The 25,524-nt window shown below is 70.0% G+C and carries 22 protein-coding genes; 8 read left to right on the top strand and 14 right to left on the bottom strand.

All coding sequences use genetic code 11. From position 1 onward, the window contains the following. Positions 1–97 precede the first annotated feature (97 nt). On the bottom strand, positions 98–2,389 hold the full coding sequence (locus RF701_RS04525) for a hypothetical protein (protein WP_308814225.1): 2,292 nt from the start codon (positions 2,387–2,389) through the stop codon (positions 98–100). A gap of 99 nt (positions 2,390–2,488) precedes the next feature. On the opposite strand from RF701_RS04525, the gene RF701_RS04520 reads away from it, so the two are divergent. The 4 genes from RF701_RS04520 (at position 2,489) to RF701_RS04505 (ending at position 6,546) form a co-directional block, all read left to right on the top strand. Then, a complete protein-coding gene (locus RF701_RS04520; RefSeq protein ID WP_203310960.1) occupies positions 2,489–2,779 on the top strand; it encodes an Hpt domain-containing protein in 291 nt (96 codons plus the stop codon). A 96-nt stretch (positions 2,780–2,875) separates the two neighbouring features. Beyond that, positions 2,876–4,057 (top strand): hypothetical protein, encoded by a 1,182-nt coding sequence (locus tag RF701_RS04515; RefSeq protein ID WP_308814224.1) that lies wholly within the window; start codon positions 2,876–2,878, stop codon positions 4,055–4,057. 36 nt (positions 4,058–4,093) lie between these two features. Next, positions 4,094–5,194 carry a hypothetical protein gene (locus RF701_RS04510; RefSeq protein WP_308814223.1) on the top strand — a complete coding sequence of 367 codons (1,101 nt, stop codon included), beginning with the start codon at positions 4,094–4,096 and terminating at the stop codon, positions 5,192–5,194. Further along, on the top strand, positions 5,191–6,546 hold the full coding sequence (locus RF701_RS04505) for a HAMP domain-containing sensor histidine kinase (RefSeq protein WP_308814222.1): 1,356 nt from the start codon (positions 5,191–5,193) through the stop codon (positions 6,544–6,546). Before RF701_RS04510 ends, RF701_RS04505 begins: the two co-directional genes overlap by 4 nt. A 66-nt stretch (positions 6,547–6,612) precedes the next feature. Here the strand turns inward: RF701_RS04505 and RF701_RS04500 are convergent, their stop codons facing one another. From RF701_RS04500 to gltX, 3 genes are read right to left on the bottom strand one after another with little or no spacing between them, the layout of a single operon-like run. Next, entirely contained in the window at positions 6,613–6,819 is a 207-nt protein-coding gene (locus tag RF701_RS04500) for a hypothetical protein (RefSeq protein WP_308814221.1), read from the bottom strand. Beyond that, entirely contained in the window at positions 6,819–8,102 is a 1,284-nt protein-coding gene (locus RF701_RS04495; protein WP_203310964.1) for a citrate synthase, read from the bottom strand. Before RF701_RS04495 ends, RF701_RS04500 begins: the two co-directional genes overlap by 1 nt. A gap of 15 nt (positions 8,103–8,117) precedes the next feature. After that, the gene (gltX, locus tag RF701_RS04490; protein WP_308814220.1) at positions 8,118–9,539 is read right to left on the bottom strand and encodes a glutamate--tRNA ligase; all 1,422 of its coding nucleotides are present in this window, start codon (positions 9,537–9,539) and stop codon (positions 8,118–8,120) included. A gap of 169 nt (positions 9,540–9,708) precedes the next feature. On the opposite strand from gltX, the gene RF701_RS04485 reads away from it, so the two are divergent. Continuing rightward, positions 9,709–11,820: a ComEC/Rec2 family competence protein gene (locus tag RF701_RS04485; protein ID WP_308814219.1), complete on the top strand. Its 2,112-nt coding sequence runs from the start codon at positions 9,709–9,711 to the stop codon at positions 11,818–11,820. A 381-nt stretch (positions 11,821–12,201) separates the two neighbouring features. Here RF701_RS04485 and lexA read toward each other — a convergent pair whose 3' ends face one another. From lexA to RF701_RS04455, 6 genes are read right to left on the bottom strand one after another with little or no spacing between them, the layout of a single operon-like run. Beyond that, positions 12,202–12,897, bottom strand: coding sequence for a transcriptional repressor LexA (gene lexA / locus RF701_RS04480; RefSeq protein WP_210358446.1), 696 nt, complete (start codon positions 12,895–12,897; stop codon positions 12,202–12,204). Positions 12,898–12,954: 57 nt separating this feature from the next. Next, positions 12,955–14,136 (bottom strand): gephyrin-like molybdotransferase Glp, encoded by a 1,182-nt coding sequence (glp, locus tag RF701_RS04475; RefSeq protein WP_308814218.1) that lies wholly within the window; start codon positions 14,134–14,136, stop codon positions 12,955–12,957. Continuing rightward, positions 14,133–14,603: a cyclic pyranopterin monophosphate synthase MoaC gene (gene moaC / locus RF701_RS04470; RefSeq protein WP_308814217.1), complete on the bottom strand. Its 471-nt coding sequence runs from the start codon at positions 14,601–14,603 to the stop codon at positions 14,133–14,135. Before moaC ends, glp begins: the two co-directional genes overlap by 4 nt. Further along, entirely contained in the window at positions 14,600–15,379 is a 780-nt protein-coding gene (gene trpC / locus RF701_RS04465) for an indole-3-glycerol phosphate synthase TrpC (RefSeq protein ID WP_308814216.1), read from the bottom strand. Before trpC ends, moaC begins: the two co-directional genes overlap by 4 nt. Further along, the gene (gene trpD / locus RF701_RS04460) at positions 15,376–16,371 is read right to left on the bottom strand and encodes an anthranilate phosphoribosyltransferase (RefSeq protein ID WP_308814215.1); all 996 of its coding nucleotides are present in this window, start codon (positions 16,369–16,371) and stop codon (positions 15,376–15,378) included. Before trpD ends, trpC begins: the two co-directional genes overlap by 4 nt. Next, complete coding sequence (locus RF701_RS04455; RefSeq protein ID WP_308814214.1) at positions 16,368–16,955, bottom strand: aminodeoxychorismate/anthranilate synthase component II; 588 nt, start codon at positions 16,953–16,955, stop codon at positions 16,368–16,370. The genes trpD and RF701_RS04455 overlap by 4 nt, the downstream gene beginning before the upstream one ends. 188 nt (positions 16,956–17,143) lie before the next feature. Between RF701_RS04455 and RF701_RS04450 the strand changes: the two genes are divergently transcribed. Further along, complete coding sequence (locus RF701_RS04450) at positions 17,144–17,575, top strand: hypothetical protein (protein WP_210358451.1); 432 nt, start codon at positions 17,144–17,146, stop codon at positions 17,573–17,575. A gap of 4 nt (positions 17,576–17,579) precedes the next feature. Here RF701_RS04450 and RF701_RS04445 read toward each other — a convergent pair whose 3' ends face one another. Together RF701_RS04445 and RF701_RS04440 are read right to left on the bottom strand one after the other, a co-directional pair. Continuing rightward, the gene (locus RF701_RS04445) at positions 17,580–19,070 is read right to left on the bottom strand and encodes a chorismate-binding protein (protein ID WP_308814212.1); all 1,491 of its coding nucleotides are present in this window, start codon (positions 19,068–19,070) and stop codon (positions 17,580–17,582) included. Position 19,071: 1 nt separating this feature from the next. After that, positions 19,072–21,027 (bottom strand): peptidylprolyl isomerase, encoded by a 1,956-nt coding sequence (locus RF701_RS04440; protein ID WP_210358453.1) that lies wholly within the window; start codon positions 21,025–21,027, stop codon positions 19,072–19,074. Between the two features lie 119 nt (positions 21,028–21,146). Here RF701_RS04440 and tpiA point away from each other — a divergent pair, with 119 nt between their 5' ends. Together tpiA and RF701_RS04430 are read left to right on the top strand one after the other, a co-directional pair. Beyond that, on the top strand, positions 21,147–21,893 hold the full coding sequence (gene tpiA, locus RF701_RS04435) for a triose-phosphate isomerase (protein ID WP_308814211.1): 747 nt from the start codon (positions 21,147–21,149) through the stop codon (positions 21,891–21,893). A gap of 62 nt (positions 21,894–21,955) precedes the next feature. Further along, positions 21,956–22,735, top strand: a complete 780-nt coding sequence (locus tag RF701_RS04430) for an energy transducer TonB (protein WP_308814210.1) — start codon at positions 21,956–21,958, stop codon at positions 22,733–22,735. Here RF701_RS04430 and RF701_RS04425 read toward each other — a convergent pair. Together RF701_RS04425 and RF701_RS04420 are read right to left on the bottom strand one after the other, a co-directional pair. After that, a complete protein-coding gene (locus RF701_RS04425) occupies positions 22,710–24,104 on the bottom strand; it encodes a leucyl aminopeptidase family protein (RefSeq protein WP_308814209.1) in 1,395 nt (464 codons plus the stop codon). The two genes, RF701_RS04430 and RF701_RS04425, sit on opposite strands and share 26 nt — an antisense overlap. Beyond that, a complete protein-coding gene (locus RF701_RS04420) occupies positions 24,101–25,498 on the bottom strand; it encodes a serine hydrolase domain-containing protein (RefSeq protein WP_308814208.1) in 1,398 nt (465 codons plus the stop codon). Before RF701_RS04420 ends, RF701_RS04425 begins: the two co-directional genes overlap by 4 nt. Positions 25,499–25,524 lie beyond the last annotated feature (26 nt).

The raw sequence follows: 25,524 nt of genomic DNA, 5'->3' as shown, positions 1-25,524 counted from the left end.
CGCCGAGGTCCATCCGCTGATCGTCCACCGACCGCCGGCGGCGCAACCGCGCGCGAGGGGGGGGGCGTTACAGCGGCGCGCTCCGCTGGATCGCGCGCTAGCGCAGGCGCTCGATCGCCTGTGCGAGCGCGACGTAGAGCTTGCCCATGTCCGACGAGAGCAACGTCACGCCGAGCGGCGAACCGTCGCGCTGCGCCAGGATCGTGCGCAGCATCCCTTCGAAGTCGTGGATGTAGCGGTTGACCGTTTCGCGGAAGGTCGCGTCGTCGTCGTAGAGCCGGGCGATCTCGCGCGCATCGGCGGGCTCGAGGATGCGCACCGCGCGGCGGGTAAAGACGCCGCGGTCCCCCTTCAGATAGGCGGCCCAGGCGCTGTCCGACACTTCCGGCGCGAACGCCTTGGTGACGTCGATGGCGGCGGAGTTGAGCGACTCGATCAGCAGCGAGGCGCGCCGCGCGAAGCTGTTGCGATCGGCCTCCTCGCGTTCGGTCCGTGCATCCTCGATCCGCGTTTCGACCAATGCGGTCTTGTCGAGAATCTCCTGCACCTGCGCGGAAAGTCGCTCCGTGGCGCGGCTCGCGGCGGCGACCGCGTCGTCGGTCGCTTCGCCGATCGCGCGCACCTGCCGCTCCACCGTGTCGCTCGCCGCGCGCCGCATCGCGACGGTGCTCGCCTCCTCCAGCGCCGCGGCGGCCTCGGGGATGACGGAGGCGAGCGTCTCGCGCGCCCGATCGGCGGCGGTCGACGCGGTGTCGCGGACCCGCAGCAGCGCCTCGACGAGCCGCGGCGCGGCCTCCTCGGCGAAGCGATGCGTCCGCTCGATCGTCTCGTCGACCATGGTCCCGAGCGAGTCGGCCTTGCTGCGTCCCTCGGTGAGCGTCTGGAGAAGCGTATTCGACAGCGTGTCGAGCGTCCGGCGCTGATCGGCGATGACGCCGGCGATCGCCTCGATCGCATCGTGCGTGCTTTCCGCGGCGGTGACGAGCGCGAGCAACTCGGGCTTGGCCGCGACGACCACCTGCTTGCTCGAGGCGATCCGGGCATCGAGGCGGGCGAGCGCCTCGGGCAGGGTTTCGTCGATCTCGCGCGCGGCGGCGTCGAGCGCGATCAGCAACGATTCGGTCGTGCCGATCGTCCGCGTCGCCATCGCCTCGCCGGTACGCAGCGCCTCGGTCATCGCATCGGCCGAACCGCCCAGCGCGCTGATCGAGGCGGCGAGCATCTGCGATCGTTCCACGCCCTGCGTATGCAGCGCGTCCATGCGGGTTTCGACGCGATCGATCTCCGCATCGATGACGACGATCATGTCGTCGCTGGCGGCGCGGTGGCGTTCGAGCCGCGTGACGACCCGATCGATGACGTCCTCGACCGCACCGATCCGTTCGGCGAGTGCGTCGGCACTGTTGCGCGCTGCGCTGTCGAGCGCGGCCTGGTTGGCGCGCAGCATGGCGAGCATGGCATCGCCCTGCGTCGCGATGCCCTTGCGCGCCTCGTCGATCGCGTCGGCGGTGCGGCCGAGCAACGCGTCCACCGAGCCGGACATCTCGCTCGTCACCGCCTCGAGCCGGGCCCCGGCAGTCTCGCTGGTCGCCTCCATCCGCGCGAGGTGCGCGGCGAGCCGCTGCGCCGCGCCGCCCGCGATCAGATCCGCTTCGCGGCCGCGTTCGGCCAGGGCCGCCAACTGGCCCTCGAGCGCGGCGGCGTGGCGACCGGCGGTCAGCCCGCTGGCCTCCAGCTGCGTGCGCGCCGCCTCGATCTCGTCCTGCGCACGGGGCAGGGTTGCGAGCAGCACGTCGACGCTTGCCTGCGCCGTCGTCGCGACCTCGCGCAGGGTGCGGGCATGCGCTTCCGCCGCAGCGACCTCGGCCGAAAGCCCGCGCCCGACCGCCAGCAGCCGCTCGTTCGCGCCGTCGCCCATCGTCATCAGGCTGGAGATCTGCTCAGCCAGCACGCGACGGTTGGCGTCGAGCGATCGGGACAGCACCGCCACGGTCCGTTCGAGACTTGCCGCCTCGGTCCGCATCGCGCGGGCCGTGTCGCCGAATCGGCGCGCCTCGGCGCGGCTGGTACGCATCACCAGCAGACAGATGATTCCCAGAAGCGCCGGCACGACCGCGAGCGCGGCGATCAGTTCGACCAGCGCGACGGGGCTCAGCAGCGCGACATCATCGCGGACCAGCCACAGCATGCCAACGAGCCAGGCGAGCGACACGACAAGCGCGATCACGGGCAACACCCATGCGCGCGACGGTGTTTCGGGCGCGACTGACAGCGTCCACGCGGGATCCTGATCGGCAAGGTCGAGATGATCGTCATGGGCGTGCGGCGCGATGCCGACATGTTCCGCATGGCTGTGGCCGCCGGCGTCCGCCCGCATGTCGACGATCATGGAACCCCCTTTTGAACAAGGCGAACCTACCCGCCTTTGCCGCGCGGACAAAGCGAAACCGCAACGAAGCGTTAAGCTCCCGCACCTAGAGTCGCGGCGATGGCTTATGATCCCGGAGCGATCGACGCGACCCTCGCGGCCGCGGTCGGCGACGAACCCGCTCTTATCGCGGAACTGCGCGTCGCGTTCGTCGAGAGCGCGCATAACGCGGTCGCCGCGCTGGAAGCGGCAGAGGACCGTGCCGCGTGGCGCGACGCGACCGCCCGCCTGACGGGCCTCGCCGCGAGCTTCGGCGCGGTACGGCTGATGGCCATGGCCAATCGCGCGGCGACCTTGCCGCACGACGCGCCCACGCTCGCCAAGCTGAAGCGGACCGTCGCGCGCCTGTAGCGCACGACCGACCCCCACCCCAGGATACAGCGGCACGAGGCCGGCCATGTCGATCCGACCTAGCCAGCGCCGGACCTAGCCCCTACCAGCAGGCGGATGCTCGCGGGCCTTCTCATTGCCATGCACGACGCGGACGATCGGCCCGCGATGTTGACCGCCACGCTGCCGTTCGGCGGCATGACGCTGATCGAATATCAGGCGCGGCTGCTGGTCGCCGCCGGCGCGTCGCAGATCGTCATCGTCGTCGCGCGCCTGACGCCGGAACTGCTCGGTGCGATCAACCGCATCGGCCGCCGCGGGATCGCGGTGGACACCGTCCGCACCGCGGCCGAGGCGGCGGAGAAGCTGCACCCGCTGGCACGCGTGCTCATGCTCGCGGACGGTCTGACGACCACCGAGGAAACGATCGCCGCGCTCGCCCAGGGTGGCGGCGATGCGTTGCTGGTTATGCCGCAGGACGCGGCGCAGACGGGATATGAACGCGTGGGCGGCGGCATGGTCTGGGCCGGCGTTGCCCGGCTCGAGGCGCGTCGCGTCGCGGAACTCGCGGCGCTGCCCCGCGACTACGACCTGCAGTCGACGCTGATCAGGCTCGCCGAACAGGCGCAGGCCGTCCACATGCTGTTGCCGGCCGGCGCGATCCGGGGCGGCCATGCGCTCGGCCATTCCGGACAGGCGCTGGAGGCGCGCGGCCGCCGCGTGCTGACCGCGATGGTTTCCGGCCGCAGCGGCTGGTTCGAGCGTTTCGTCGTCACGCCGATCGCCCGCGCCACGATCCCGTTGCTCGTGCCGCGCGGCGTGTCCGCGCCGGCGGTGGCGGCAGGCGGCGCGGTCGTCGGTCTCATCGCACTCGTGCTGACGTATCTGTCGCATCCCATAGCCGGGCTCCTGCTGGCCATGGCGGGGACGGTGGGCTTGCTGGTCGCGAGCGCGCTCGCGGATCTGCGCGACGATCCCGGCATGGCGCGGGGGCTGAAGGTCGGCGCGTCGGTCCTGCCGGCGCTCGCCGTGCTTACCTATGGTCATGACGAGACGGTGCTGGCGCGCGACGGCGTGCCGCTGGTGCTTGCCATCGGCCTCGTCCTCGTCGCCGCGCTCGGCGATCGTGCGGTCGGTCCCGCGCCGCGCAACGGATGGTGGGGCAGCGCCCCGGCCTATCTGGTGCCGGTCTGGCTCGGTGCGCTGGTCGATGCACCGCTGGTGGCGCTGATCGCGGGCTGCGTCTATGCCGTGGCGACGGCGTTCGCCGCAATCGAACGTCTGCGGCGCGAGCCTTAGCACCACCTTAACGCTAAAGGGACTAGCGCGAGGACCATGTCGGTCGAGCCGGAGCATCAGCAACGCCATACGCTCGCCGCGCGCCTCGCGGCGGCGCGGCGGCTGGGTGCTGCCGCCGATTCGCGACTGGGGGCGGCGATCGCCGATTTCTTCCTGCCCGACGACGCGCGGCTGGACGAGCGCACGCGCACGATGCTGGGCCAGCTGCTGGAGGCGGTGGTACGGGCGATCGAGACCGACATTCGCCACCATGCGGCCCGGGTGCTTGCCGAACGAACGCAGTCGGATGCCGCCGAGCGCATCCTGCGCGGCCCCGACGACGTCCTGCGTCGGCTCGGCCGCGCCGGCCTGCTGCGCGATCGCCAACTGATGGACGAGCTGCTGGCGCAGGTCCGTGCCGACCAGATCGGGCAGGCGCTCGCTCCCGTCTCCGCGGACGCGGAGCAGCCGAGCCTGCTGATCCGCCTGACGGAGGTCGATGACGGCGTCGTCGCGGCGGCGGCACGCGCCTTGCTGACCGCCGAGGCGCGGCGGCGCACCGCGATCGAGCAGGGCAGGGCGCATCATTCCGCCCTGCCGGCCGAGCGGCACCACCAGCTCGTCTGGTGGGTGGCGGCGTGTATCCGCGAGGCGCAGAACGTCGGCGATGCCGGCGACGCCGCGCTCGATCGTGCGATCGTCGCCGCGGCACAGCGCAATCTCGGCGCCCACGACGAGGGCCAGCGGCCCGAGGCGGCGGCGATGCGGCTGGCGACCGCGATCGATGCCCGCAGCGAGGAGATCGGGCCGCTGCTGGTCGATGCGCTCGGCGATCGCCGCCTGCTGCTGTTCATCGCGGTGCTCGCGCGCGGGGTCGACATCGATTTCTCGGCGGCGCGGCAGATCGTGCTGGAGCCCGAAGGCGATCGGCTCTGGCTGGCGCTGCGCGCGGTGGCGCTGGACCGGGAGACGATCGCACGTATCGCCCTCGCCCTGGCGGATGCCGATCCGCGGCGCGACATCGAGGCGTTCGCAGACGCGCTCGACGCCATCGCGGCGGTGCCGATCGAAACCGCGCGTTCGGCGCTGGCGCCGCTGACGCTGCATCACGACCTTCGCCTCGCGATCGATGCGCTGGCCCGGGAGAGCATGCGTTGAGGATCAAGGGACTGCCCGACATACCCGTGTCGCACGCGGTGATCGACGCGGCGGGACGGTTGGCGTCGGCCGACCCCGCGTTGCTGGCGCTCAATGCGGGTGCTGGCGGCGGGATCGGGGAAATCCCGGCCGTTCCGCAGCTCGCCACCATCGCGCGGCTGGCGAAGCGGCTCGGCATCCTGGTTTCGCGCGGCGTCACCGTCGCGGACGGGGATACCGACCTGGATCTGTGGGTGCGCGCGCAGCCAGATGGCGAGGTCGTGCGCATCGCCGTATCGGGATGGCGGGAGGTCAGGCCGCGTCCGGTTCCCGAAGCAGCCGAAAGCCCGGTGCACGAGGACGGCGATCTGCCGTGGGAAACCGACGCCGCGCTGTATCTGACCTTCGTCGGCATCGAGGGTGCGCGCCAATATGGCATCGATGCGCTGGCGCTGCTCGGCCAGCCGCTGACGGCGCTCTTCTCGCTCGAAAGCGACAGCGGGGGCGCGATGCCCATCCTCGAGGCGATGGCACGGCGGCGCCCCTTTACCGCGCAGCCCGCGCGACTGCGCATCAACGGCCGCGCGGTGGCGCTCGACGCCCGCGTGCGGCAGGACCAGAGCGGAGGCTTCGCCGGCCTGATCGGCGTCGCGCGCGTGCTCGACCCCGTCGTCGAGGCCTCCGCGGAACCGGCGATCTCCTCGAACTTCACGCAGGGGCTGGACCGGGCGCTGCGCACGCCGCTCGCGCGGATCATCGCCCATGCCGACACGATCCATGCGCGCGCAGAGGGCCCGGTACAGGCCGACTATGCGGATTACGCGTCCGACATCGCCAATGCGGGACGGCATCTGCTCGGTCTCGTCGACGATCTCGTCGATCTCGAGGCGGTCGAGCGTCCCGGCTTCCGCCCGGATGTGGAGACGATCGACCTCGCCGATGTCGCGCGCCGCGCGGCGGGCCTGCTGTCGGTCAAGGCGTCGAACACCGGAATCGCCATCGCGCGGCCGCTGGCCGACGTGCGCATCGCCGCGTCCGGCGATTTCCGACGGACGCTGCAAATTCTCGTCAACCTGATCAGCAACGCGGTTCGCTATTCGCCCGCCCATGGCGTCGTCACGGTCACCGCGGCACGGGTCGGCGCAATGGCCGAGGCGGTCGTCGCGGATCAGGGCAAGGGCATCGCGCCCGAGGACCAGGCGCGTATCTTCGAGAAATTCGAGCGCGTGGATCCAACGGAGGCCGGGGGCAACGGCCTGGGGCTCTACATCGCGCGCCGGCTGGCACGTGCGATGGGCGGCGACCTTTCGGTGGAGAGCGTGCCGGGCGAGGGGGCCACGTTCACGCTCAGCCTGCCCGCCGCCGACGTATAGGCTCCGGCCGGCCGTGGCCGCATAGGCGGCTCCGGCGGCGGCAGGATTTGCGCGGCGCGCGGGACGTCAGTGACGCGGCAGCCGCCGTGCGACGAGGATCAGCAAAAGACCGAAGACCGCGACCGCACTGCCGCGGTCGGCCCAAATCCGCTGGTCGAGCATGAAGCTCGATTCGGGCCAGTGGACGTAGCCGAGACCCTGGCCGATCCACAGCGCACCGGTGAGCGCCAGCATGACGCCCACCGCGAGGAGGATCGGCCGGAGCCGGCGCATCAGCGCTCCGCCACCGGAACGTAGCTGCGCTGCGTCGGCCCGGTGTAGAGCTGACGCGGACGGCCGATCTTCTGGTCGGGATCGGTGATCATCTCGTTCCACTGCGCGACCCAGCCGACGGTACGGGCCAGCGCGAACAGCACGGTGAACATCTCGGTCGGGAAGCCGATCGCCGACAGGATCACGCCCGAATAGAAGTCGACGTTCGGGAACAGCTTCTTCTCGATGAAATAATCGTCGCTGAGCGCGATCTCCTCGAGCCGCAGCGCGGTCTCGAACAGGGGATCGTTGACCTTGAGCGCGTCGAACACCTCGCGCACCGTCTTCTGCATCACGGTCGCGCGCGGATCGTAGTTCTTGTAGACGCGATGGCCAAAGCCCATCAGGCGGAACGGATCGTTCTTGTCCTTGGCGCGGGCGATGAATTCCGGAATGCGCTCGGGCGTGCCGATCTCGCGCAGCATGTTGAGCGCGGCCTCGTTCGCGCCGCCGTGCGCCGGACCCCACAGGCAGGCGATGCCCGCCGCGATGCACGCGAACGGATTGGCCCCCGACGATCCGGCGAGGCGGACGGTCGAGGTCGAGGCGTTCTGCTCGTGATCGGCGTGCAGGATGAAGATGCGGTCCATCGCCCGCTCGACCGCCGGATTGACCTCATAAGGCTCCGCCGGCACGCCGAAGGTCATGCGCAGGAAGTTGCCCGTGTAGCTCAGCGAATTGTCGGGATACAGGAACGGCTGCCCGACGCTGTACTTGTGCGCCATCGCGGCGATCGTCGGGATCTTCGCGATCAGCCGGTGACTGGCGATGGTGCGCTGCACCGGATCGTGGATGTCGGTCGAGTCGTGGTAGAAGGCCGACAGCGCGCCGACGACGCCGCACATGATCGCCATCGGATGCGCATCGCGGCGGAACCCGCGGAAGAACGCCGCGAGCTGCTCGTGCACCATCGTGTGGCGGGTGATCGTGGTGTTGAACGTCTGCAGCTCGTCCGCCGAGGGCAGTTCCCCGTTCAGCAGCAGATAGGCGACCTCCATGAAGCTCGACTGTTCGGCGAGCTCGCCGATCGGATAGCCGCGGTGCAGAAGCACACCCTCGTCGCCGTCGATATAAGTCAGGGCCGACCGGCACGAGGCGGTCGACGTGAAGCCGGGATCGTAGGTGAAGGCGCCGGTCTGCGCATACAGCTTGCGGATGTCGACCACGTCGGGGCCGACCGAACCCGACATGACCGGGTATTCGAATTCCTTGCCGTCCAGGGCGAATTTCGCGGTGTCGGTCATGTCTTGTCCTTCCTGTCAGACTGCCATCTGGTCCGCGATCCGGCCGAGGCTTTCCTCTTTGCCCAGAAGCGCGAGCACGTCGAAGATGCCGGGCGATGTCTTGCGCCCGGTGAGAGCGGCGCGGAGCGGCTGGGCGACCTGCCCGAGCTTGGCGCCCCGGGCGTCGGCGACCTGCCGTACCGCTGCTTCGATCGTCTCCTGATCCCACTGCTGCACTGCGTCAAGCGCCGTGTGCAGTTGCGCAAGCAACGATCGCGCTTCGTCGGAGAGCAGGTCCGAGGCGGACGCTTCCAAGGTCACCGGACGCTGCGCGAAGAGGAAGCGGGCGCCGTCCGCCAGTTCGTTGAGATTGGCGGCACGCGCCTTTAGGAACGGCATCGCCTGGGTGAGCAGGGGGATGCTGTCTTCGCCGTATCCACCGATGTTCGCGACGAGGCGGGCCAGCCGCCCGTCGTCGGCGGCGCGGATATAGTGTCCGTTGAGGTTCTCGAGCTTCTTGAGGTCGAAACGCGACGGGCTCTTGCCGACGCCGGCCAGATCGAACCATTCTACCGCCTGCTCGCGGCTGATGATTTCGTCGTCGCCATGGCCCCAGCCGAGGCGAAGCAGATAGTTGTCGAACGCCTCGGGCAGGATCCCGAGCTCGTCGCGATAGGCCTCGATCCCGACCGCGCCGTGGCGCTTCGACAGCTTCGCGCCGTCGGTACCGTGGATCAGCGGAATGTGGGCGTAGACTGGTTCCGGCCAATCCATCGCGCGGTAGATCGGCAACTGCCGGAACGCGTTGTTGAGGTGGTCGTCGCCACGGATCACGTGCGTCACGCGCATATCATGGTCGTCGACGACCACCGCGAGCATGTAGGTGGGGGTGCCGTCCGACCGCAGCAGGATGAGATCGTCAAGCTCCGCGTTCTGCACGGTCACCGATCCCTGCACGCGATCCTCGATCGTCGTCGCACCCTCGCGCGGTGCCTTCAGCCGGACGACATAGGGCTGGCCCTCGGGATGATCGGTCCGGTCACGCCAGGGCGAGCGGATCCGCAAGGGACGCTTTTCCGCCTGCGCCGCCTCGCGCTGTGCGGCGATCTCTTCCTGCGTCATGTAGCAGCGGTAGGCGTTGCCGCTCGCGACCATCTTGTGCGCGACCTCGGCATGCCGGTCGGCGCGCGCGAACTGGAAGACCGCATCGCCGTCCCAGTCGATGCCGAGCCACTTCAGCCCCGCCAGGATCGCGTCGATCGCCGGCTGGGTCGAGCGGGCGCGATCGGTGTCCTCGATGCGCAGCAGGAACCTGCCGCCGTGATGGCGGGCAAAAAGCCAGTTGAACAGCGCCGTGCGCGCGCCGCCCAGATGGAGATAGCCGGTCGGCGAAGGGGCGAACCGGGTGACGATCGCCGTGCCCGTGGCGGCGGCGTTCCCGTTCGCGTCGTGATCCACTGTTGCGCCCAACCGCGCCTGCTCCTTAGGGTTCGAGGTGATGGCCTATTCAACCGCGGCGGCCCCTAGCACGCGCATTCCGCGCCTTCAAATCCCGTGGCCCGCGGGAGGGGGCCGGTCGCTCCGGCGGATCGAGCGATGGCTGGAATCGGAACGCGAGCAGCTGCCCTTGTGGCTGCCCGTCATGCTGGGCCTGGGCATCGCGATCTGGTTCGTGTCGCCCGATCCGCGCGCGTGGCGGACGGCAATCCTCGCTGCGACCGGCCTGGGCCTGGGGGCGGCCGCGATCGACGGGCGAACCCGACTGGCGCGGGCGGTCGCGACGGGCGCGCTCGCCGTGGCGATCGGCGTGGCCCTCGCCTGGTGGCATGCCGAGCGCGCTACCGCACCCGTGCTCGCTCATCCGGCGGTGGTCCGGTTCGCAGGGGTGGTGGAACAGGCGGAACCCCTGACCGCGCGCGGCCTGGTGCGGCTGACGATCCGCCCCGATGCCGGGCTCGGCCTGCCAACCCGCATACGGGTCAACGTCGACGCGGCGAACGTCCGGGATACGATCGCGCCAAGCGATCGCGTGCGCCTGTCGGCGCGATTGCTGCCGCCGCCCGAAGCGGCGGTGCCCGGCGCCTATGATTATGCGCGCGTCGCCTGGTTCGCGGGCATCGGCGCAACAGGACGGGCATTCGGCCCCCTGTCCGTTTCGAGGCGCGGAAGCGAGGGCGGCGCCGCGTTGCGCGACCGCCTGACGCGCCACATCACCGCGCAGCTCGAGGGGAGCGCGGGGGGCATCGCCGCGGCGCTGGCGACGGGGGACGAGGGGGCGATCAGCCAGGCCGACGCGGAGGCCATGCGCCGCGCGGGACTGGCCCACCTGCTGTCGGTCAGCGGGTTGCATATCACCGCGGCGGTCGGCGCGACGATGATCGTCGTCCTGCGCCTGCTCGCGCTCTGGCCATGGCTCGCGCTGCGCATTCGCCTGCCCCTCGTCGCCGCCATGGCGGGCGCGGCCGCGGCGATCGGCTATACCTGGCTGACCGGCAACCAGATTCCCACGATACGATCATGCGTCGCCGCGCTGATGGTGCTGGCTGCAATGGCGATGGGACGGCAGGCGATCACGCTGCGACTGGTGGCCGGCGGTGCCGTCGTCGTCCTGATCGGCTGGCCGGATGCGCTCGTCGGGCCTAGCTTCCAGCTTTCCTTCGCCGCGATCGTGTCGATCGTCGCGTTTCACGAGCATCCCCGGATCGCGTCGCTTTTCGCCGCCAAGGAGGTCACGCGCGTGCGCCGCGTCGCGCGGGAACTCCTGTCGCTGCTGGTCACCGGCCTGCTGGTCGAGGCGGCGCTGATGCCGATAGCGATCTATCATTTCCACCGGGCGGGTATTTATGGCGCCTTCGCCAATATCGTCGCAATACCGCTGACCACCTTCGTCATCATGCCGCTGGAGGCGCTCGCGCTGCTGATGGACGCGGCGGGGCTCGGCGCACCCTTCTGGTGGCTGACGGGAAAGGGCATGGCGCTGCTGCTGTGGATCGCCCGATCCGTCGCCGCGCTGCCGGGGTCCGCCATGGCGCTCGCCACCGTGCCAGCATCGGCCTTCGCCCTGTGCGTCGGCGGCGGCCTGTGGCTGGCGCTATGGCAGTCCTCGGTCCGCTGGCTGGGCGCGGTGCCGCTCGTCGCGGGGTGCCTCTGGATGGCGTTCACGCCGGCGCCCGACATCCTCATCACGGGCGACGGCAGGCACCTTGCGGTGCGCACCCGCGACGGTCTGGCCGTTCTGCGCGACAGGTCCGGCGACTACGTCCGCAACATGCTACGCGAAACCGGGGGCGGGCAGAACGATCCGATGCTGGTGTCGGATCGTCCCGAAGCGCAATGCACCCGCGACGCCTGCGCGATCGCGCTCGTCCGCGGCGGACGGCACTGGCGCCTTCTCGCAACGCGCAGCGCCTATCCCCTGCCATGGGAGATGCTGCGCCAGGCGTGTGCGCGTGCCGACATCGTCGTCAGCGACCGCCGTCTTCCCGCGCGGTGCCGTCCGCGCTGGCTGCGGCTCGACCTCGGCCTATTGCGGCGCACGGGCGGTGTTTCGATCGCGCTCGCGTCCCGGCGCGTCGTCACCGTCCGGACGCCCGAGGATGCCCATCCCTGGGTGACGCCGCCGCATGCGACGCCCACCGAGGCGATTCGGTATCGGGACGTCTCTGCGAATCCATGGACGCGCCGTACCCATGCTGCCAGCTTTGCGCGCAATCCGGGATCGCTCGGTCGCGGGTCCTGACGACGATCGATGCGCGGCCCGACCCGTATCGCGATCGAGAGCTGCAATGCGCAAATACGACCGTCGCGCCGGGCACGCCGCGAAACGGCCGCGGGCAGGCGCGCTCCGCGCTATTCCCGCCTTTGCGCACCCTGCGATCTGTCGCGAGGCCCGGCAAAGAGCGATACGGGACGAGCGCACCCCTAAGGCGCTGCGGACCGCCTTCCGCGGCCGCGAAGGAAGGAAGCGTCCGCGAGGCGTGCGTGCCGGCTCGCATCGACGCATGCGGTCGCGGCTTAAAGCGGCCGTCGCGATCCACGCAGATACGCAGACGCATCCGCTGCCCCGATGCCGAACCGTCCGTGGCGGCGAGCGTCTCCGTTCCGGCCCCGTACCGCGCCGTCAGTCGTAACGACGCAGGATACCGGACAGCTTGCCCTGTACGCGGACGATGTCGGGGCGATAGCGCTGCGGCTCATAGGCGCGATTGGCCGGGTCGAGCCGGATCATCGCGCCCTCGCGCCGGAAATATTTGAGCGTCGCTTCGCTGTCCTCGATCAGCGCGACGACGATCTCGCCGTCACGCGCGGTCTCGGTGCGCCGGATGAGCGCATAGTCGCCGTCGAGGATACCCGCCTCGACCATCGAGTCGCCCGAAACCTCGAGCGCATAATGCTCCCCCGATCCGAGCAGCGCCGCCGGGACGGCGAGCATCGAACTGCCCTCGAATGCCTCGATGGGGACACCCGCCGCGATGCGCCCATGCAGCGGGATCTCGACGACGTCGTTTGCGGGCGTGGTTGCGGGGCGGACATTGCCGCGCGCTGGTGCGGCCGCCGGCGCCGCTGCCGCGGCACTGGCCGCGGGCGACGTCTTCTCGGGACGTTCCGGCATCCGCAGCACTTCCAGCGCGCGCGCGCGGTTGGGCAATCGGCGGATGAAATTGCGTTCCTCCAGCGCGCTGATCAGCCGATGCACGCCGGATTTGGACTTGAGATCGAGCGCCTCCTTCATCTCCTCGAACGACGGGGAGATGCCGGTCTCTTCCAGTCGATCATTGATGAAGCAGACAAGCTCGTGCTGCTTGCGCGTGAGCATGGGCGGTCCTTCCCGTCAGAACAGACGCGGAACTTCTAGGGAACACTTTACTTGCCGTCAAGCGATCATCAGGACCTGCGCCGAGTCGCCGGCACGGGCTGGGGGCGCGCCGGCCGGACGGACGACGAGGCAATGCGACCGCGCCAGCGTGAGCAGCATCGAACTGTCCTGGATGGTCGACGCATAGGCCCGGCCGTCCCGAAGTTCCGCGCGCAGATAATCTGTCCGTGCGCCATTGGCCGGCAGATCCTCGCCGATCAACACGCTGGTGGCGCGGGGCAGGGGATCGGCGGCGCCGGCAAGGTGCGCGATCATCGGCCGGACGAACAGCATGGCGGTGACGAAGGCGGAGACGGGGTTGCCCGGCAAGCCGAGCAGCGCCGCCGCGCCGAGCCGGCCCGCCATCATCGGCTTGCCCGGGCGCAGCGCGATCCGCCAGAAGTCGATGCGGCCGCCCGCCGCCTCGATCGCGGGACGGACGAGATCGTGATCGCCGACCGACGCGCCGCCGGTCGTGACGAGCAGGTCGGTGTCGACCATGGAGAAGGCGTCGCGCAGTGTCGGCAGGTCGTCCGGGAGGATGCCGAGGTCCATCAGGTCGACCGGCAGATCCGCCAGCATCGCCGCCAGCATCGCGCGATTGGATTCGGGCAGCTCGCCCGGCGTCCGCTGCGTCCCGGGCGCGACCAGTTCGTCTCCGGTCGCGCAGATGGCGACGCGGACGCGGCGACGCACCGAAATCGCGCCGACGCCGCCTGTCGCGGCGACGGCGAGGCGGGCGGGCGTGATCCGCTCGCCGCCTGCGATCAATCGGTCGCCTTCGGTGAAATCCAGCCCGCGGCGGCGGACGTTGCGTCCGGCCCGGCCGGGCCCCTCGCCGACCAGGCGGATCGTCGCTCCGGCCGCCTCGACCTCTTCCTGCACCATCACGGTATCGGCGCCATCGGGTAGCGCGGCGCCGGTGAAGATACGGACCGTCTCTCCCACGCCGACGCGGCCGGCGAAGGGACGTCCGGCGGCGCTCTCGCCGATCATCGTCCAGGGCCCGGGCAAATCGGCGGCGCGGATCGCATAGCCGTCCATGGCGGACAGGTCGTGTGCGGGCTGCGTTCGCTGGGCCCTAACGTCTTCTGTCGCCCAGCGACCATGTGCGGCCATGAGCGGCACGGTCTCGATCGCAACCGGCGTCGCGAGCGCGAACAGCCGCGCCTGCGCCTCCGCGATCGGCAGCAGGCTCATGCCGCCTGCCAATCGCCCGACGCGCCACCGGACTTGGCGAGCAGGCGCAGGCCGCTGATCGTCATGGCCCGGTCGAGCGCCTTGGCCATGTCGTAGATCGTCAGCAAGGCGACGGACGCTGCAGTGAGCGCCTCCATCTCGACGCCGGTCTTGCCCTCCGTCGCCGCGGTCGCGGTGGCGACGATGCCGTCGGCCGCGATCGCCAGGTCGAGGGTGACGCGGGTCAGCGGCAACGGATGGCACAGGGGGATGAGGTCGGCGGTGCGCTTCGCCGCCATGATGCCGGCGATCCGTGCCACGGCGAGGACATCGCCCTTCTTCGTCGCACCGTCTCGGATGGCGGCAAGCGCATCGGCGGCGATCGCGATATGGCCGGTCGCGGTCGCTTCGCGCGTCGTCACCGCCTTGCCGGCGACGTCGACCATGCGGGCGGCGCCATCGGCGTCGATGTGCGTCAGGCCGCTCATCCGAGCAAGGCCCGGGTCGCGGCGGTGAGGTCGGGCTGGCGCATCAGCGACTCACCGATCAGGAAGCAATGCACGCCATGGTCCGCCAGCGCGTCGAGGTCGGCGCGTGCCGACAGGCCGCTTTCCGCGACGAAGGTGCACCCCGGCGGCGCCCTGTCGACAAGCTTGAACGTGCGGCGAAAATCGACGGTGAAGTCATGGAGGTTGCGGTTGTTGACGCCGATCAGCCGCGATTTCAGCCGCAGCGCGCGATCGAATTCGTGCGCATCGTGGACTTCGACCAGCACGTCCATGCCGCAGTCGAGGGCGCTCGCCTCGATCTCCGCCATCTGGCCGTCGTCGAGGGCGGAGACGATGATCAGGATCGCGTCGGCGCCGATCGCGCGCGATTCGGTCGCTTGCCACGGATCGACCATGAAATCCTTGCGGATCACCGGCAGGCTGCAGGCGGCGCGCGCGGCGATGAGGTCGTCGTCGCAGCCGCGGAACCATTGCTCGTCGGTCAGCACCGACAGGCAGGCGGCGCCGCCGGCCTCATAGGCGCGGGCGTGCGCCGGTGGGTCGAAGTCCTCGCGAATCAAACCCTTGGACGGGCTCGCTTTCTTGATTTCCGTGATCAGCGCATGGCCCTGCTTGGCGTCGAGCGCCGCGCGGAACCCGCGCGGGCGCGTCACGGATGCGATCCGGGCGTCCAGGTCGGCCAGGCTGGTCGTCGCCTTTCGGGCGGCGACCTCGGCGCGCTTGGTTTCGACGATGCGGGAGAGGATGGTGGTCATCGGTAGGCGATCCAGCGGTCGAGCAGCGCGCCGGCGCTGCCGTCATCGAGGGCGCGCGCGGCATCGCGCGCGCCCTCGATGAGGGAAGTGGCATGGCCCGCGACGACGAGCGCCGCCGCGGCGTTGAGTAGAACGGCATCGCGATAGGCGCCATCCTCACCGGCCAAGAGGTGCCGCAGGGCAGTGGCGTTATAGGCGGGATCCCCGCCACGCAGCGCGGCAAGCGGATGCCGGGCGAGACCCGCGTCCTCGGGCGCGATCCGCGCGGGCAGGGCGGCGGTGCCGACGCAGACGGCGATGCTGGGGCCGGCGGTGGAAAGCTCGTCCAGACCCTCTTCGCCCGCGATCACTGCCGCAGCCTCGGTTCCGAGCTGTGCCAGCGCCTCGGCATAGAGGCCGGTGTAGTCCGGGCGCGCGATGCCGAGCAGCTGACGCGAGACGCGCGCCGGATTGGCCAGCGGACCCATCAGGTTGAAGATCGTCCGCTTGCCGATGCGGCGACGGATCGGGGTGATGCGCTTCATCGCGGGATGATGGTTGGCGGCAAACAGGAAGGCGATGCCGAGGTCGGCCAGGCTGCCTTCGGCGGTCGCGCCCGCCACGTCGAGGTCGAGGCCGAGCGCCTCGAGCGTGTCGGCCGCGCCGGCCTTGGACGATGCGGCACGATTGCCGTGCTTCGCGACCGGTACGCCGCAGGCGGCGACGACGAGCGCGACCGCTGTCGAGACATTCAGCGTGTGGTGGCCGTCGCCGCCCGTGCCGCAGACGTCGATCGCGCCCGGCGGGGCCCCGATGGGCACCATGCGTTCGCGCAGGCTGCGCGCCGCCTCGGCGATCTCGAGGCTGGTCTCCTCGCGATCGGACAGTGCGAGCAGGAAGGCGCCAATATCCTCTTCGGAGGCTCGGGCGTCGAGAATGTCCGCGAACGCCTGGCGCGCGCTTTCGCGCGACAGAGGCGTCGACGGATCGGGCAGCAGGGAATGGCTGGTCACGCGGCGATCGCCCGCGTCGCGATGCCCGCGGCCTTCAGGAAGTTGGCGAGCATGGCATGGCCGTGTTCGGTGGCGATGCTCTCGGGATGGAATTGCACCCCGTGGATCGGCAGGCTTTCGTGGCGGAAGCCCATGACGTTGCCGTCGTTGGCGCGCGCGTTGACGACCAGCGGCGCCGGAACGTCGTTGACGATCAGGCTATGGTAACGCGTCGCGGTGAAAGGCGAGGGCAGGCCCTCGAACAGCCCGGTGCCGTCGTGCAGGACGGGCGAGGTCTTGCCGTGCATCAGGCCGCCCCTCTCGACCCGCCCGCCGAAATACTGACCGATCGCCTGATGCCCCAGGCAGACCCCGAGCAGCGGCCGACCGGCTTCGGCACAGGCGCCGACCAGGTCCAGGCTGACGCCAGCCTCGTTGGGCGTGCAGGGGCCCGGCGAGATCAGGAACGCCTCCGCACCCGACGACAGCGCCTGCCCCGGCGAGATCGCGTCGTTGCGGACCACCTCCACCTTCGTGCCCAATTCCATCAGATAATGGACGAGGTTCCAGGTGAAGCTGTCATAATTGTCGATGACGAGGATCATCGCTGCGCCATAGCGCAACGGCTAGGCCACGCAACGGCTGTTGCCCGCGAGTCATCTTCCGGCAATGTGGCCCCGGCAATGCAGGTTCGGGCACCATGGGCCGGCAACGAGCATGGCGTATCGCGGACGATGCGATATGGAGCCCGAACCGTGCTCGATCGTTGATTGGCGCAGAAGGAGACGTTGTGATGTTTCGCCCCCTGATCGTTGCCGCGCTGATCGGCCTCCCCGCTGTCGCTTCGGCGCAGACTGCAGAATCGGCCGGATCGGCGGAACAGGCGGCGAGCGGCCAGCCGCCCCAACGCGTGCGCAGCGTCACGCTCAACCGGGGCGAGAAATGCCCGCAGAGCAGCAGCAACGAGATCGTCGTCTGCTCGACGCTCGATCAGCCCTATCGCATTCCCAAGCAGTTCCGCGACAGCGGACCCATCCCGGCGCAGAACCAGAGCTGGGTCAACCGCACGGCGACGATGGATCAGGTCGGCCGCGTCGCAGGGGGGCTGCCCGACACCTGTTCGCCGGTGGGCACCGGCGGACAGAGCGGATGTGCGCTGGCGGCAAACCGTCAGTGGGCGGCCGAGGAACGGGCCAAGCGTGCCGCGGCCGAACAGGTGCCCTGACGGGCTACTGGCCGAATCCGGCCTCCGCGGCACGGGCGACCGCGTCGCGAGCCGCGGCGAGGATGGCACCGGCCTTCGCTTCGCATTCCCGCTGCTCATAGGCCGGCACGCTGTCGGCGACCACGCCGGCGCCGGCCTGCGCATGGATCATGCCGTCCTTCACGATCGCCGTACGCAGCACGATGCACGAATCCATCGATCCGTCCGGCGAGAAATAGCCGACGCCGCCGGCATAGGCGCCGCGCCGCTCCGGTTCGAGTTCCGCGATGATCTGGCAGGCGCGCACCTTCGGCGCGCCGGAGACGGTACCGGCCGGGAAGCCCGCGAACAGTGCATCGATTGCGTCACGGTCGGGATGCAGCGTACCGACGACGTTCGATACGATGTGCATGACGTGGCTATAGAATTCGATCCCGTAGCTCGCCGTGACCCTGACCGATCCCGGTGCCGCGGCACGACCGACATCGTTGCGACCGAGGTCGAGCAGCATTAGATGCTCTGCCCGCTCCTTGGGATCCGCGAGCAGGCTCTGCCGGTTCGCCTCGTCCTCTGCGGCGGTGCGGCCGCGCGGGCGAGTGCCTGCGATGGGACGGATCGTCACCGCATCGTCGCGCACGCGCACCAGGATTTCCGGACTGGAGCCGATCAGCGCGAAGCCGGGCAGGTCGAGATGGTACAGGAACGGCGAGGGATTGATCCGCCGCAGGCTGCGATAGAGTTCGAGCGGCGGCAATGCGAAGGGCGCGGAAAAACGCTGCGCCAGCACGACCTGAAATATGTCGCCGGCACGAATATAGTCCTGCGCGCGCAGGACCATCCTCTCGTAGGCGGCAGGCGCCATCGCGGGGGTGTAGACCGGCTCCGTCGCCGAGGCGCGGACGGGGGCCGGCAGGGGCGTTCCCGCGAGACGCGCGGCCACATCGTCGAGCTGCGCCTCGGCCGCCGCGACCCGCGCCGCGGCATCGCCCTCACCCGGCCACAGCGGCGCGACCAGGTACAGCGCGTCGGCAAGGCGGTCGAAGACGAGGATCGTCGTCGGGCGCACGAAGAGCATGTCGGGCAGGCCAAGCGGATCGGCGGCAGGCGCGTCGAGCCGTTCGACCAGGCCGATCGTCTCATAGCCGAAATAGCCCACGAGGCAGGCGAGCGCTGGCGGCAGATCGACGGGCACCTCGCCCCGGCACTCGCCGACCAACGCGCGCAGAGCGTCGAGCGTGGGGCGGCCGGCGGGCGCGAAGGCGTCGCGATCGCTCGACCAGTTGCGGTTGATCTCGGCCGCGTCGCCGCGCGCGCGGAAGACGAGGTCGGGGGCGAGCCCGATCAGGCTGTACCGCCCCCGGGTCGCGCCGCCCTCGACCGATTCCAGCAGATAGTCGCCGCGTCCAGGCTCGATCAGCTTCAGCGCGGCGGCGACGGGCGTGTCGGTATCCGCGACCTGCCGTCGCCAGACGAAGGCGGGGCCGCCCGCGGCGAGCGCGTCGATCGCCTGTTGCACGTCAGTTGCCGGCGGCCGGGTTCGCGCCACTGAGCTCCGCCCGCACGCGCGCCAGGGCACCCGTGTCGGTCTTCACGCCGACCTGATTACGGACCGCGCGTGCGAACTGGTCGACATATTCGCGTCCGACGATCCGCGCGAGATCCTGCCGCGTCCCGGTGACGAGCTGGGCGTTGCCGCGCGCGTCGCCGGGTGTGACGCGATCGAGGTCGACGATCAGCCAGCCCGATTTATTTGGCGCTTCCAGCATCTTCGCAGTGCCCGGCACCATGCTGAACATCAGCACCAGGCCAGGCTGCGCGCCGCGGGGATTGGCGGCGAGTTGGCCGCGGACCGCGGAGATCGCCTGCGGCGGCGGCAATGCGCGCCCTGCGCCTGCCAGCGCCTGCGCCAGCGGCATGCCCTTGTTGACCTTGGCCAGGACCTGCGCCGCCAGCGTGCGCGCCGCGGCACGGGCGCGGTCCGCACGGATATCGGCGACGACCGCGTCGCGCACCTGCGCCAGCGGTCGGGGCGTCGCGGCCGTGATCCGACCGAGAGCGACCAGCGCGAAGCCGCCGTCCTGGCCCAGCGGCACGAGCTGTGCCGCATCGCCTTCCTGCATCTGGAAGGCCGCGGCGACGATAGGGGCAAGCTTCGGATCTGCGGGGGTGCCGGGTGCATCGGGATTGACGCCGTTGGCCAGAAGCGGTTGCGTCTGCTGCCCCGCCAGCTTCTGATCGGCGACGGCTTCGTCGAACGTCGTGTTGCGGGCGAGCGAATCATCGAGCGCATCGTGGATCTGCCGCAGCGCCTGCTCCTGCTTCTGCTTGGTCAGTTCCGCGACGATCTCCGGCCGCGCCTGCTCCAGCGTCTTGCCCGGGACGTCGGCGATGGTGTCGACTCGCGCGACGATCCAGCCGAGCGCGCCGCGCACTGGCCCGACCACCGCACCCTTGGCGGCACCGAATACAGCGTCCGCGGCCGCGGCGGAGGTCGCCGCCCGATAGGCGTCCTTCGTCATCGCCTTTTGCGTCGAAGGCTCGAGCCCAGCCGCGCGGGCCGCGTCGGCGAGCGCGGCGCCGCCCCTGACCTTCGCGGCAAGGGCGTTCGCGCCGGCCTGGTCAAGCACGACGACCTGCGTGATGTCGCGCTTCTGCACCGCGGCGTAGCGGACCTTCTGCTCGTTATAGACCTGCGCGATCTCCTGGTCGGTCGGCGCGACGCGCGCCTTGACCTGGTCGGGCGTGACGATCGCATAGCGGACGGTGCGCCGCTGCGGCACAGTGTAGCGCGCGATACCGCGACGATAGGCGGCCTGGATTTCGGCATCGCTCGGCGCCGCGCCCGTGTCCATCGCCTGTGCCGGGATGAAGCCGATCCGCCCGTCGCGCTTCTCGAGCAGCAGGCTGGCATAGGGCAGCGCGACCTTCTGTGGGAACTGCGTCGCGCCCTGCGTCGGCAGGATGAGCTGCTGCGCCATCAGGCCGCGCGCGATGTCGCTGCGCACCTGCGCGTCGGTCAGCCGCCGCTGTTGCAACAGTTGCTGATAGATGGCGGGATCGAATTGGCCGTTGGGCCCGCGAAGCCCCGGAATGCTGGCGATCTGGCCGTCGACCGCACGCTTCGAGACGATCATGCCCTGATTATGACCGAATTCGTCGAGCGCGAGGCTGTTGACGGACCGGTCGAGCGCCGCCTGCATTCCGCCCTGGGCGATCAGGTCGGCCATGGTGATCGTCGGCTGCTGCTGTCGCGCATCCTGCAGCTCGCTCTGCATGCGGCTTTCCAGGTCGGCGACGGAGACCTTCTCGCCCCCGACCTTGACGACGTAATTGCCCGTGAGGCCGCCGCTGTTTCCGCCACGCAGTCCGGTGACGTCGCCGGCCGCGAACGCGATCGCGATGACGCCCAAAACGACGAAGGTGACGATGACGCCGGCCTTGGAATTGATGATCCGGCGGAAGAAGCTGAGCATGAAAGAGGCCGATCGTCCCTTGATGAGTTGCACGGGCTTTACGGGGATGGCGGCTTGCCATCAAGCGCGCGCCGCGCCATCGCCGGACCCACAAAAGAACATGGGTCAAGGGGAAGACGATGACGCGGCGCAAGCTGGTGGCAGGCAATTGGAAGATGAACGGGTCGCTCGCGTGCCTCAATGAATTGGACGGTATCGCCGCGGCGGCGGCCGAGTCACCCGGCGTCGACGTCGCGGTCGCGGTACCCTTCACGCTGATCGCGCCGGCGGCGCAGCGCGTGCCTGCCCTGATGATCGGCGCGGAAGACGTGCATGAGGCAGATAGCGGGGCGCACACGGGCTGCGTCTCCGCCGGCATGGTGCGCGAGGCGGGCGCGCGGTTTGCGATCGTGGGCCATTCCGAGCGGCGTGCCGACCAGGGAGAGACCAGCCACGATGCCTGGGCGAAAGCGGCGGCTGCGCGACGCCATGGCCTGACGGTGATCGCCTGCTGCGGCGAGACGGAGGCGGAACGCAACGCGGATCGCGCCGAGCGCGTCGTCCAGGCGCAGATCGAGAAATCGGTGCCCGACCATGCCGACGGCAGCTGGTTCACTTTGGCCTACGAACCCCGCTGGGCCATCGGGACGGGCCGCACGCCGACGCTGGAGGATATCCAGTCGATCCATGCCATTGCGCGCGCCAAGTTGCGCATGCTCGTCGGCGACGCGGCGGACGGCATCCGCATCCTGTATGGCGGTTCGGTCACCGGCGACAATGCGGCCGGCATCCTTTCGTGTCCCGACGTGGACGGCGCGCTGGTCGGCGGCGCAAGCCTGACCGCCGCGAAGTTCGTGCCGATCATTCGCGCGGCGGCGGCGCTGTAGGCGCAACGCCGCTCACGCCGCGGTCAGCGTTGCGAAAGGCGTGGTGCGGCATCATCTGATCGATGATGATTGCGCCGCGACGAAGCTTTGATCAGCGTGGGCTCGGGGAACGGGCAGGGGCCGCCGCGCTCACCGCACTGATGGTGGGCGGACTGGGGTTCGTGTTGCTGCACGGGCTGGCGGCGGGATTCCTACCGCCGGCCATGCAGCAGGGCCTCGACACCTTCACCGTCCTGCCCGATCCTCCCCCGCCGCCCGAGCGCGTCGTGCCGCCGCCGAGGAAGGTGATGCGGCCCAGCGGCAAGGCGTCCCCGCCGAACATCCGCTCCAAGGCGACTGAGGTCACCGCACCGGTACCGGTGATCATGACCGTACCGCCACCGATCGTCGTCGCGCCCTTGCCCAATGTCGGCGTGCAGGCGACGTCGGGCGCCTCCGATCGTCCAGGGCCGGGGACCGGCGCCGGCGGCATCGGCAATGGCAACGGCGCGGGCGGTGACGGCGACGGCGACGGCAGCGGGCTGGAGCGCACGCCCGTCCTTGTCCGCGGCGACGTACGCGGTCGCGACGTCCCGCGCTGGGCACTGGAGGAGGGCTTTCACGGCACCGTCCGCATGCGGTATCGCGTCGGGATCGATGGCCGTGCCAGCGACTGTCGCGTCGTCGGCACCAGCGGCAGCGCAGAGATCGATGCGATCACCTGTCGCGCGGTCGAGACGCGGTTCCGCTATCGCCCCTGGCGCGATGCCGACGGGCGGCCCGTCCTCTCGACCGTGTTGCGCGATCAGGAGTGGGACATTCCCGGCGACGCCGAACTCAACGCGCGGCGTAGCGGGTCTTGAGCAGCTGGTAGCAGGCACGCAGCGCGAAGGCGTCGCCACCCTTGGGCCGCGCGGGCTTCGCCGCCGGTCGCCAGGCGAACACGTCCATGTGCGCCCAGGGGACGCCCTTCGGGACGAAGCGGCGTAAGAACAGGGCGGCCGTAATCGCGCCGGCGAAGCCGCCGTCGGGCGCATTGACCATGTCCGCGATGTCCGACTTGAGCATCTCGTCATAGCCATCCCAAAGTGGCAGGCGCCACAGCGGATCGTGCACCGTCGCACCGGCGGCAAGCAGATCCGCGGCCAGCGCCTCGTCGTCGGTGAACAGCGGCGGCAGGTCGGGCCCCAGCGCGACGCGCGCGGCCCCGGTCAGCGTCGCGAAGTCGAGGATCAGCTCGGGCGCCTCCTCGCCAGCCCGGGTCAGCGCGTCGCCCAGGATCAGGCGCCCCTCCGCATCGGTGTTCGTGTTCTCGACCGTCAGGCCAGCACGACTTCGCAGCACGTCACCTGGTCGAAACGCATTGCCCGCGACGGCATTTTCCACCGCCGGGATCAGCAGATGCAGCCGTATGGGTAGCTTTGCCGCCATCACTAGCTCGGCCAGCGCCAGCGCATGGGCCGCGCCACCCATGTCCTTCTTCATCAGGCGCATGGCGGTCGAGGGTTTGAGATCGAGGCCGCCGGTGTCGAACACCACGCCCTTACCGATGATCGCGACGCGCGGGTGTGCCGCATCGCCCCAGCCGAGCTCGATCAGCCTGGGCGCCCGCTCCCGCACCGCGGCCTGGCCGACCGCGTGGATCATCGGATATCCGCTCGCCAGCGCCTCGCCGCGCGTCACCGAAAGCGTCGCATGATGCTCCTGCGCCAGCGCGGACGCGGCGTCTTCGAGTTCGGCGGGGCCGAGGTCCGACGCGCCGGTGTTGACGAGATCGCGGACGCGCGCGGTCGCGGTCGCAACGCGCACGGTCTCTTGGATCGCAGCGGGTTCGGTGGTCAGCAGCACGCGTGGATCGGGATGATTGCCTTTGCGATACAGGTCGAACCGGTGCTGTGCGAGCAACCAGCCGAGTGCCGACGCGCCCGCGTCGGCGTCGGCGAGACGATAGGTGCCCGGCGGCAGCGAGGCGCCGAGCGACGCGATCCGCCACGGCGAGCTGGTCGGTTCGTCGCACACCAGCAGCATCGACCAGTCGTCCGCCGCCTCCGCCGGGAGCACGGCGCGGTCCCCCGCCTTGCCGGTCAGACCATGCGCGGCGACGGCGGTACGGACCCGTTGCGGTTGCGCGGTCAGCCAGGCGGCGAAGCGATCCGGCGGGACGACCTGGATCGTGCGCGCCGGTTGGCCGCGGTCGGGCTGGAGCAGCGCGGCAAAATCAGTCGCGGTCATTGTGCGGGGCTCACCAGGAACTGTTCGAAGGGCTGCGCGATGCCGGGCAGTGCAAAGGTCGCGATCGACAGCGTCCGCCCCGGATAGGTGACCCGGAAGCCGCGGTAGACGAAGCCGCCCCGCAGCTTCGCCCGGCCGACCTGCGTGAAGCCGGTCGGTTCGCCGAGCGCGGAGAGGCTCGTGCGATAGTCCGCCTGCGCCGACGGTGTGAAATAATAATTCGCGTCTTCGGTGAGCAGCGCGCGGTCGAGCGTACCGCCGCGCAGCTGATCGAACAGCCGGCGCGCCTGCGTCAGCGCTTCGGCATCGCCGGGAATGGTCGCGGCGGCGGGCGGCAGGATGACCTTGGCGATGCCGTTCGCGATGCGGCTCTGCGCATCGGAAAACCAGGCGTTGGTCAGCACGACGACCGCGGCGCGATCCTTCGGAAACACGATGTTCTCCGACAGGAAGCCGACCGCCTCGCCGCCATGTTCGACGATCGGATGTCCGTCGCGCGTGCCGACATCGACCCCAAGACCGTATCCCGTCCCCGAGCCGTCGGCGAGCTTGACCTCGGTTTCCTGAGCCTGCCAATCGGCGGCGGGCAGCAGGGCGCGATCGATGCGCGCGATGTCCCATTTGGCGAGGTCCTGGGCGCTCATCGCCAATTCCCCTGCCGCGTAGAGCCAGCCGGGCGCCGCCGGCGTCTCGACCCGGACGGGGCCCAGCGCATAGCGCTTGTACCCCTGGGGGAAGCCGGGGCCGACCGCCTTGTCCTGATCGATCGCACGGATGCCCAGGGGCTGGAAGATCCGCCGCTGGAGAAAGGTCAGCAGCGGCTCGCCGGCAACTTTCTCTACGATCATGCCCGCCACGACATAGCCGGTGTTGGAATATTGCCACTGCGTGCCGGGCGGGAAGTCCAGCTTCTCGGAACCCCAGCGGCGCACGATCTCGCGCGGGGTGACGGGCGTTGCCATCGCCTTGAAGCTATAGTCCTGTGGCCAATAGTCGCGCAGGCCGGACGTGTGGCTGAGCAACTGGCGGATGGTGATACGGTCGCCCTCGGTGACGCCGGAGACATATTCGCTGACGGGATCGTCGAGCTTGAGCTTGCCTTCGTCCGCCAGCATCAGGATCGCCGCGGCGGTGAACTGCTTGGAGATGGAGGCAATCTGGTACAGCGCTGCGGGATCGGCAATCTTCGCGGTCTCAGACTGTTTCCCATAGGCCTTGGCCAGGACGATCCGCCCGTCGCGTACGACCGCGATCGACGCCGACGGTACGCCCGTGTCGCGCAGCGTATCGGCGACGATGGTATCGATCTTCGCGCTTTCGGCCGGGGTCAGCGCCTGGGCGAGGGCGGGGGCGGGGGCCGCGAGCAGCGCGGCGACGATCAGACGACGAAGCATGCGCGCCACCGAAACAGAAAGCGGGC

Origin of the sequence: Sphingomonas sp. GV3 (assembly GCF_031082075.1) — a bacterium.
In the GTDB taxonomy this organism is placed as follows: domain Bacteria; phylum Pseudomonadota; class Alphaproteobacteria; order Sphingomonadales; family Sphingomonadaceae; genus Sphingomonas; species Sphingomonas beigongshangi.
This window is presented reverse-complemented; position numbering and strand designations above follow the sequence as displayed.

Coding starts and splice junctions, on each gene's coding strand:
- RF701_RS04525 (WP_308814225.1), bottom strand. CDS start 2,389: ATGATCGTCGACATGCGGGCGGACGCCGGCGGCCACAGCCATGCGGAA.
- RF701_RS04520 (WP_203310960.1), top strand. CDS start 2,489: ATGGCTTATGATCCCGGAGCGATCGACGCGACCCTCGCGGCCGCGGTC.
- RF701_RS04515 (WP_308814224.1), top strand. CDS start 2,876: ATGCTCGCGGGCCTTCTCATTGCCATGCACGACGCGGACGATCGGCCC.
- RF701_RS04510 (WP_308814223.1), top strand. CDS start 4,094: ATGTCGGTCGAGCCGGAGCATCAGCAACGCCATACGCTCGCCGCGCGC.
- RF701_RS04500 (WP_308814221.1), bottom strand. CDS start 6,819: ATGCGCCGGCTCCGGCCGATCCTCCTCGCGGTGGGCGTCATGCTGGCG.
- RF701_RS04495 (WP_203310964.1), bottom strand. CDS start 8,102: ATGACCGACACCGCGAAATTCGCCCTGGACGGCAAGGAATTCGAATAC.
- lexA (WP_210358446.1), bottom strand. CDS start 12,897: ATGCTCACGCGCAAGCAGCACGAGCTTGTCTGCTTCATCAATGATCGA.
- glp (WP_308814218.1), bottom strand. CDS start 14,136: ATGAGCCTGCTGCCGATCGCGGAGGCGCAGGCGCGGCTGTTCGCGCTC.
- moaC (WP_308814217.1), bottom strand. CDS start 14,603: ATGAGCGGCCTGACGCACATCGACGCCGATGGCGCCGCCCGCATGGTC.
- trpC (WP_308814216.1), bottom strand. CDS start 15,379: ATGACCACCATCCTCTCCCGCATCGTCGAAACCAAGCGCGCCGAGGTC.
- RF701_RS04455 (WP_308814214.1), bottom strand. CDS start 16,955: ATGATCCTCGTCATCGACAATTATGACAGCTTCACCTGGAACCTCGTC.
- RF701_RS04450 (WP_210358451.1), top strand. CDS start 17,144: ATGTTTCGCCCCCTGATCGTTGCCGCGCTGATCGGCCTCCCCGCTGTC.
- RF701_RS04440 (WP_210358453.1), bottom strand. CDS start 21,027: ATGCTCAGCTTCTTCCGCCGGATCATCAATTCCAAGGCCGGCGTCATC.
- tpiA (WP_308814211.1), top strand. CDS start 21,147: ATGACGCGGCGCAAGCTGGTGGCAGGCAATTGGAAGATGAACGGGTCG.
- RF701_RS04430 (WP_308814210.1), top strand. CDS start 21,956: ATGATGATTGCGCCGCGACGAAGCTTTGATCAGCGTGGGCTCGGGGAA.
- RF701_RS04425 (WP_308814209.1), bottom strand. CDS start 24,104: ATGACCGCGACTGATTTTGCCGCGCTGCTCCAGCCCGACCGCGGCCAA.
- RF701_RS04420 (WP_308814208.1), bottom strand. CDS start 25,498: ATGCTTCGTCGTCTGATCGTCGCCGCGCTGCTCGCGGCCCCCGCCCCC.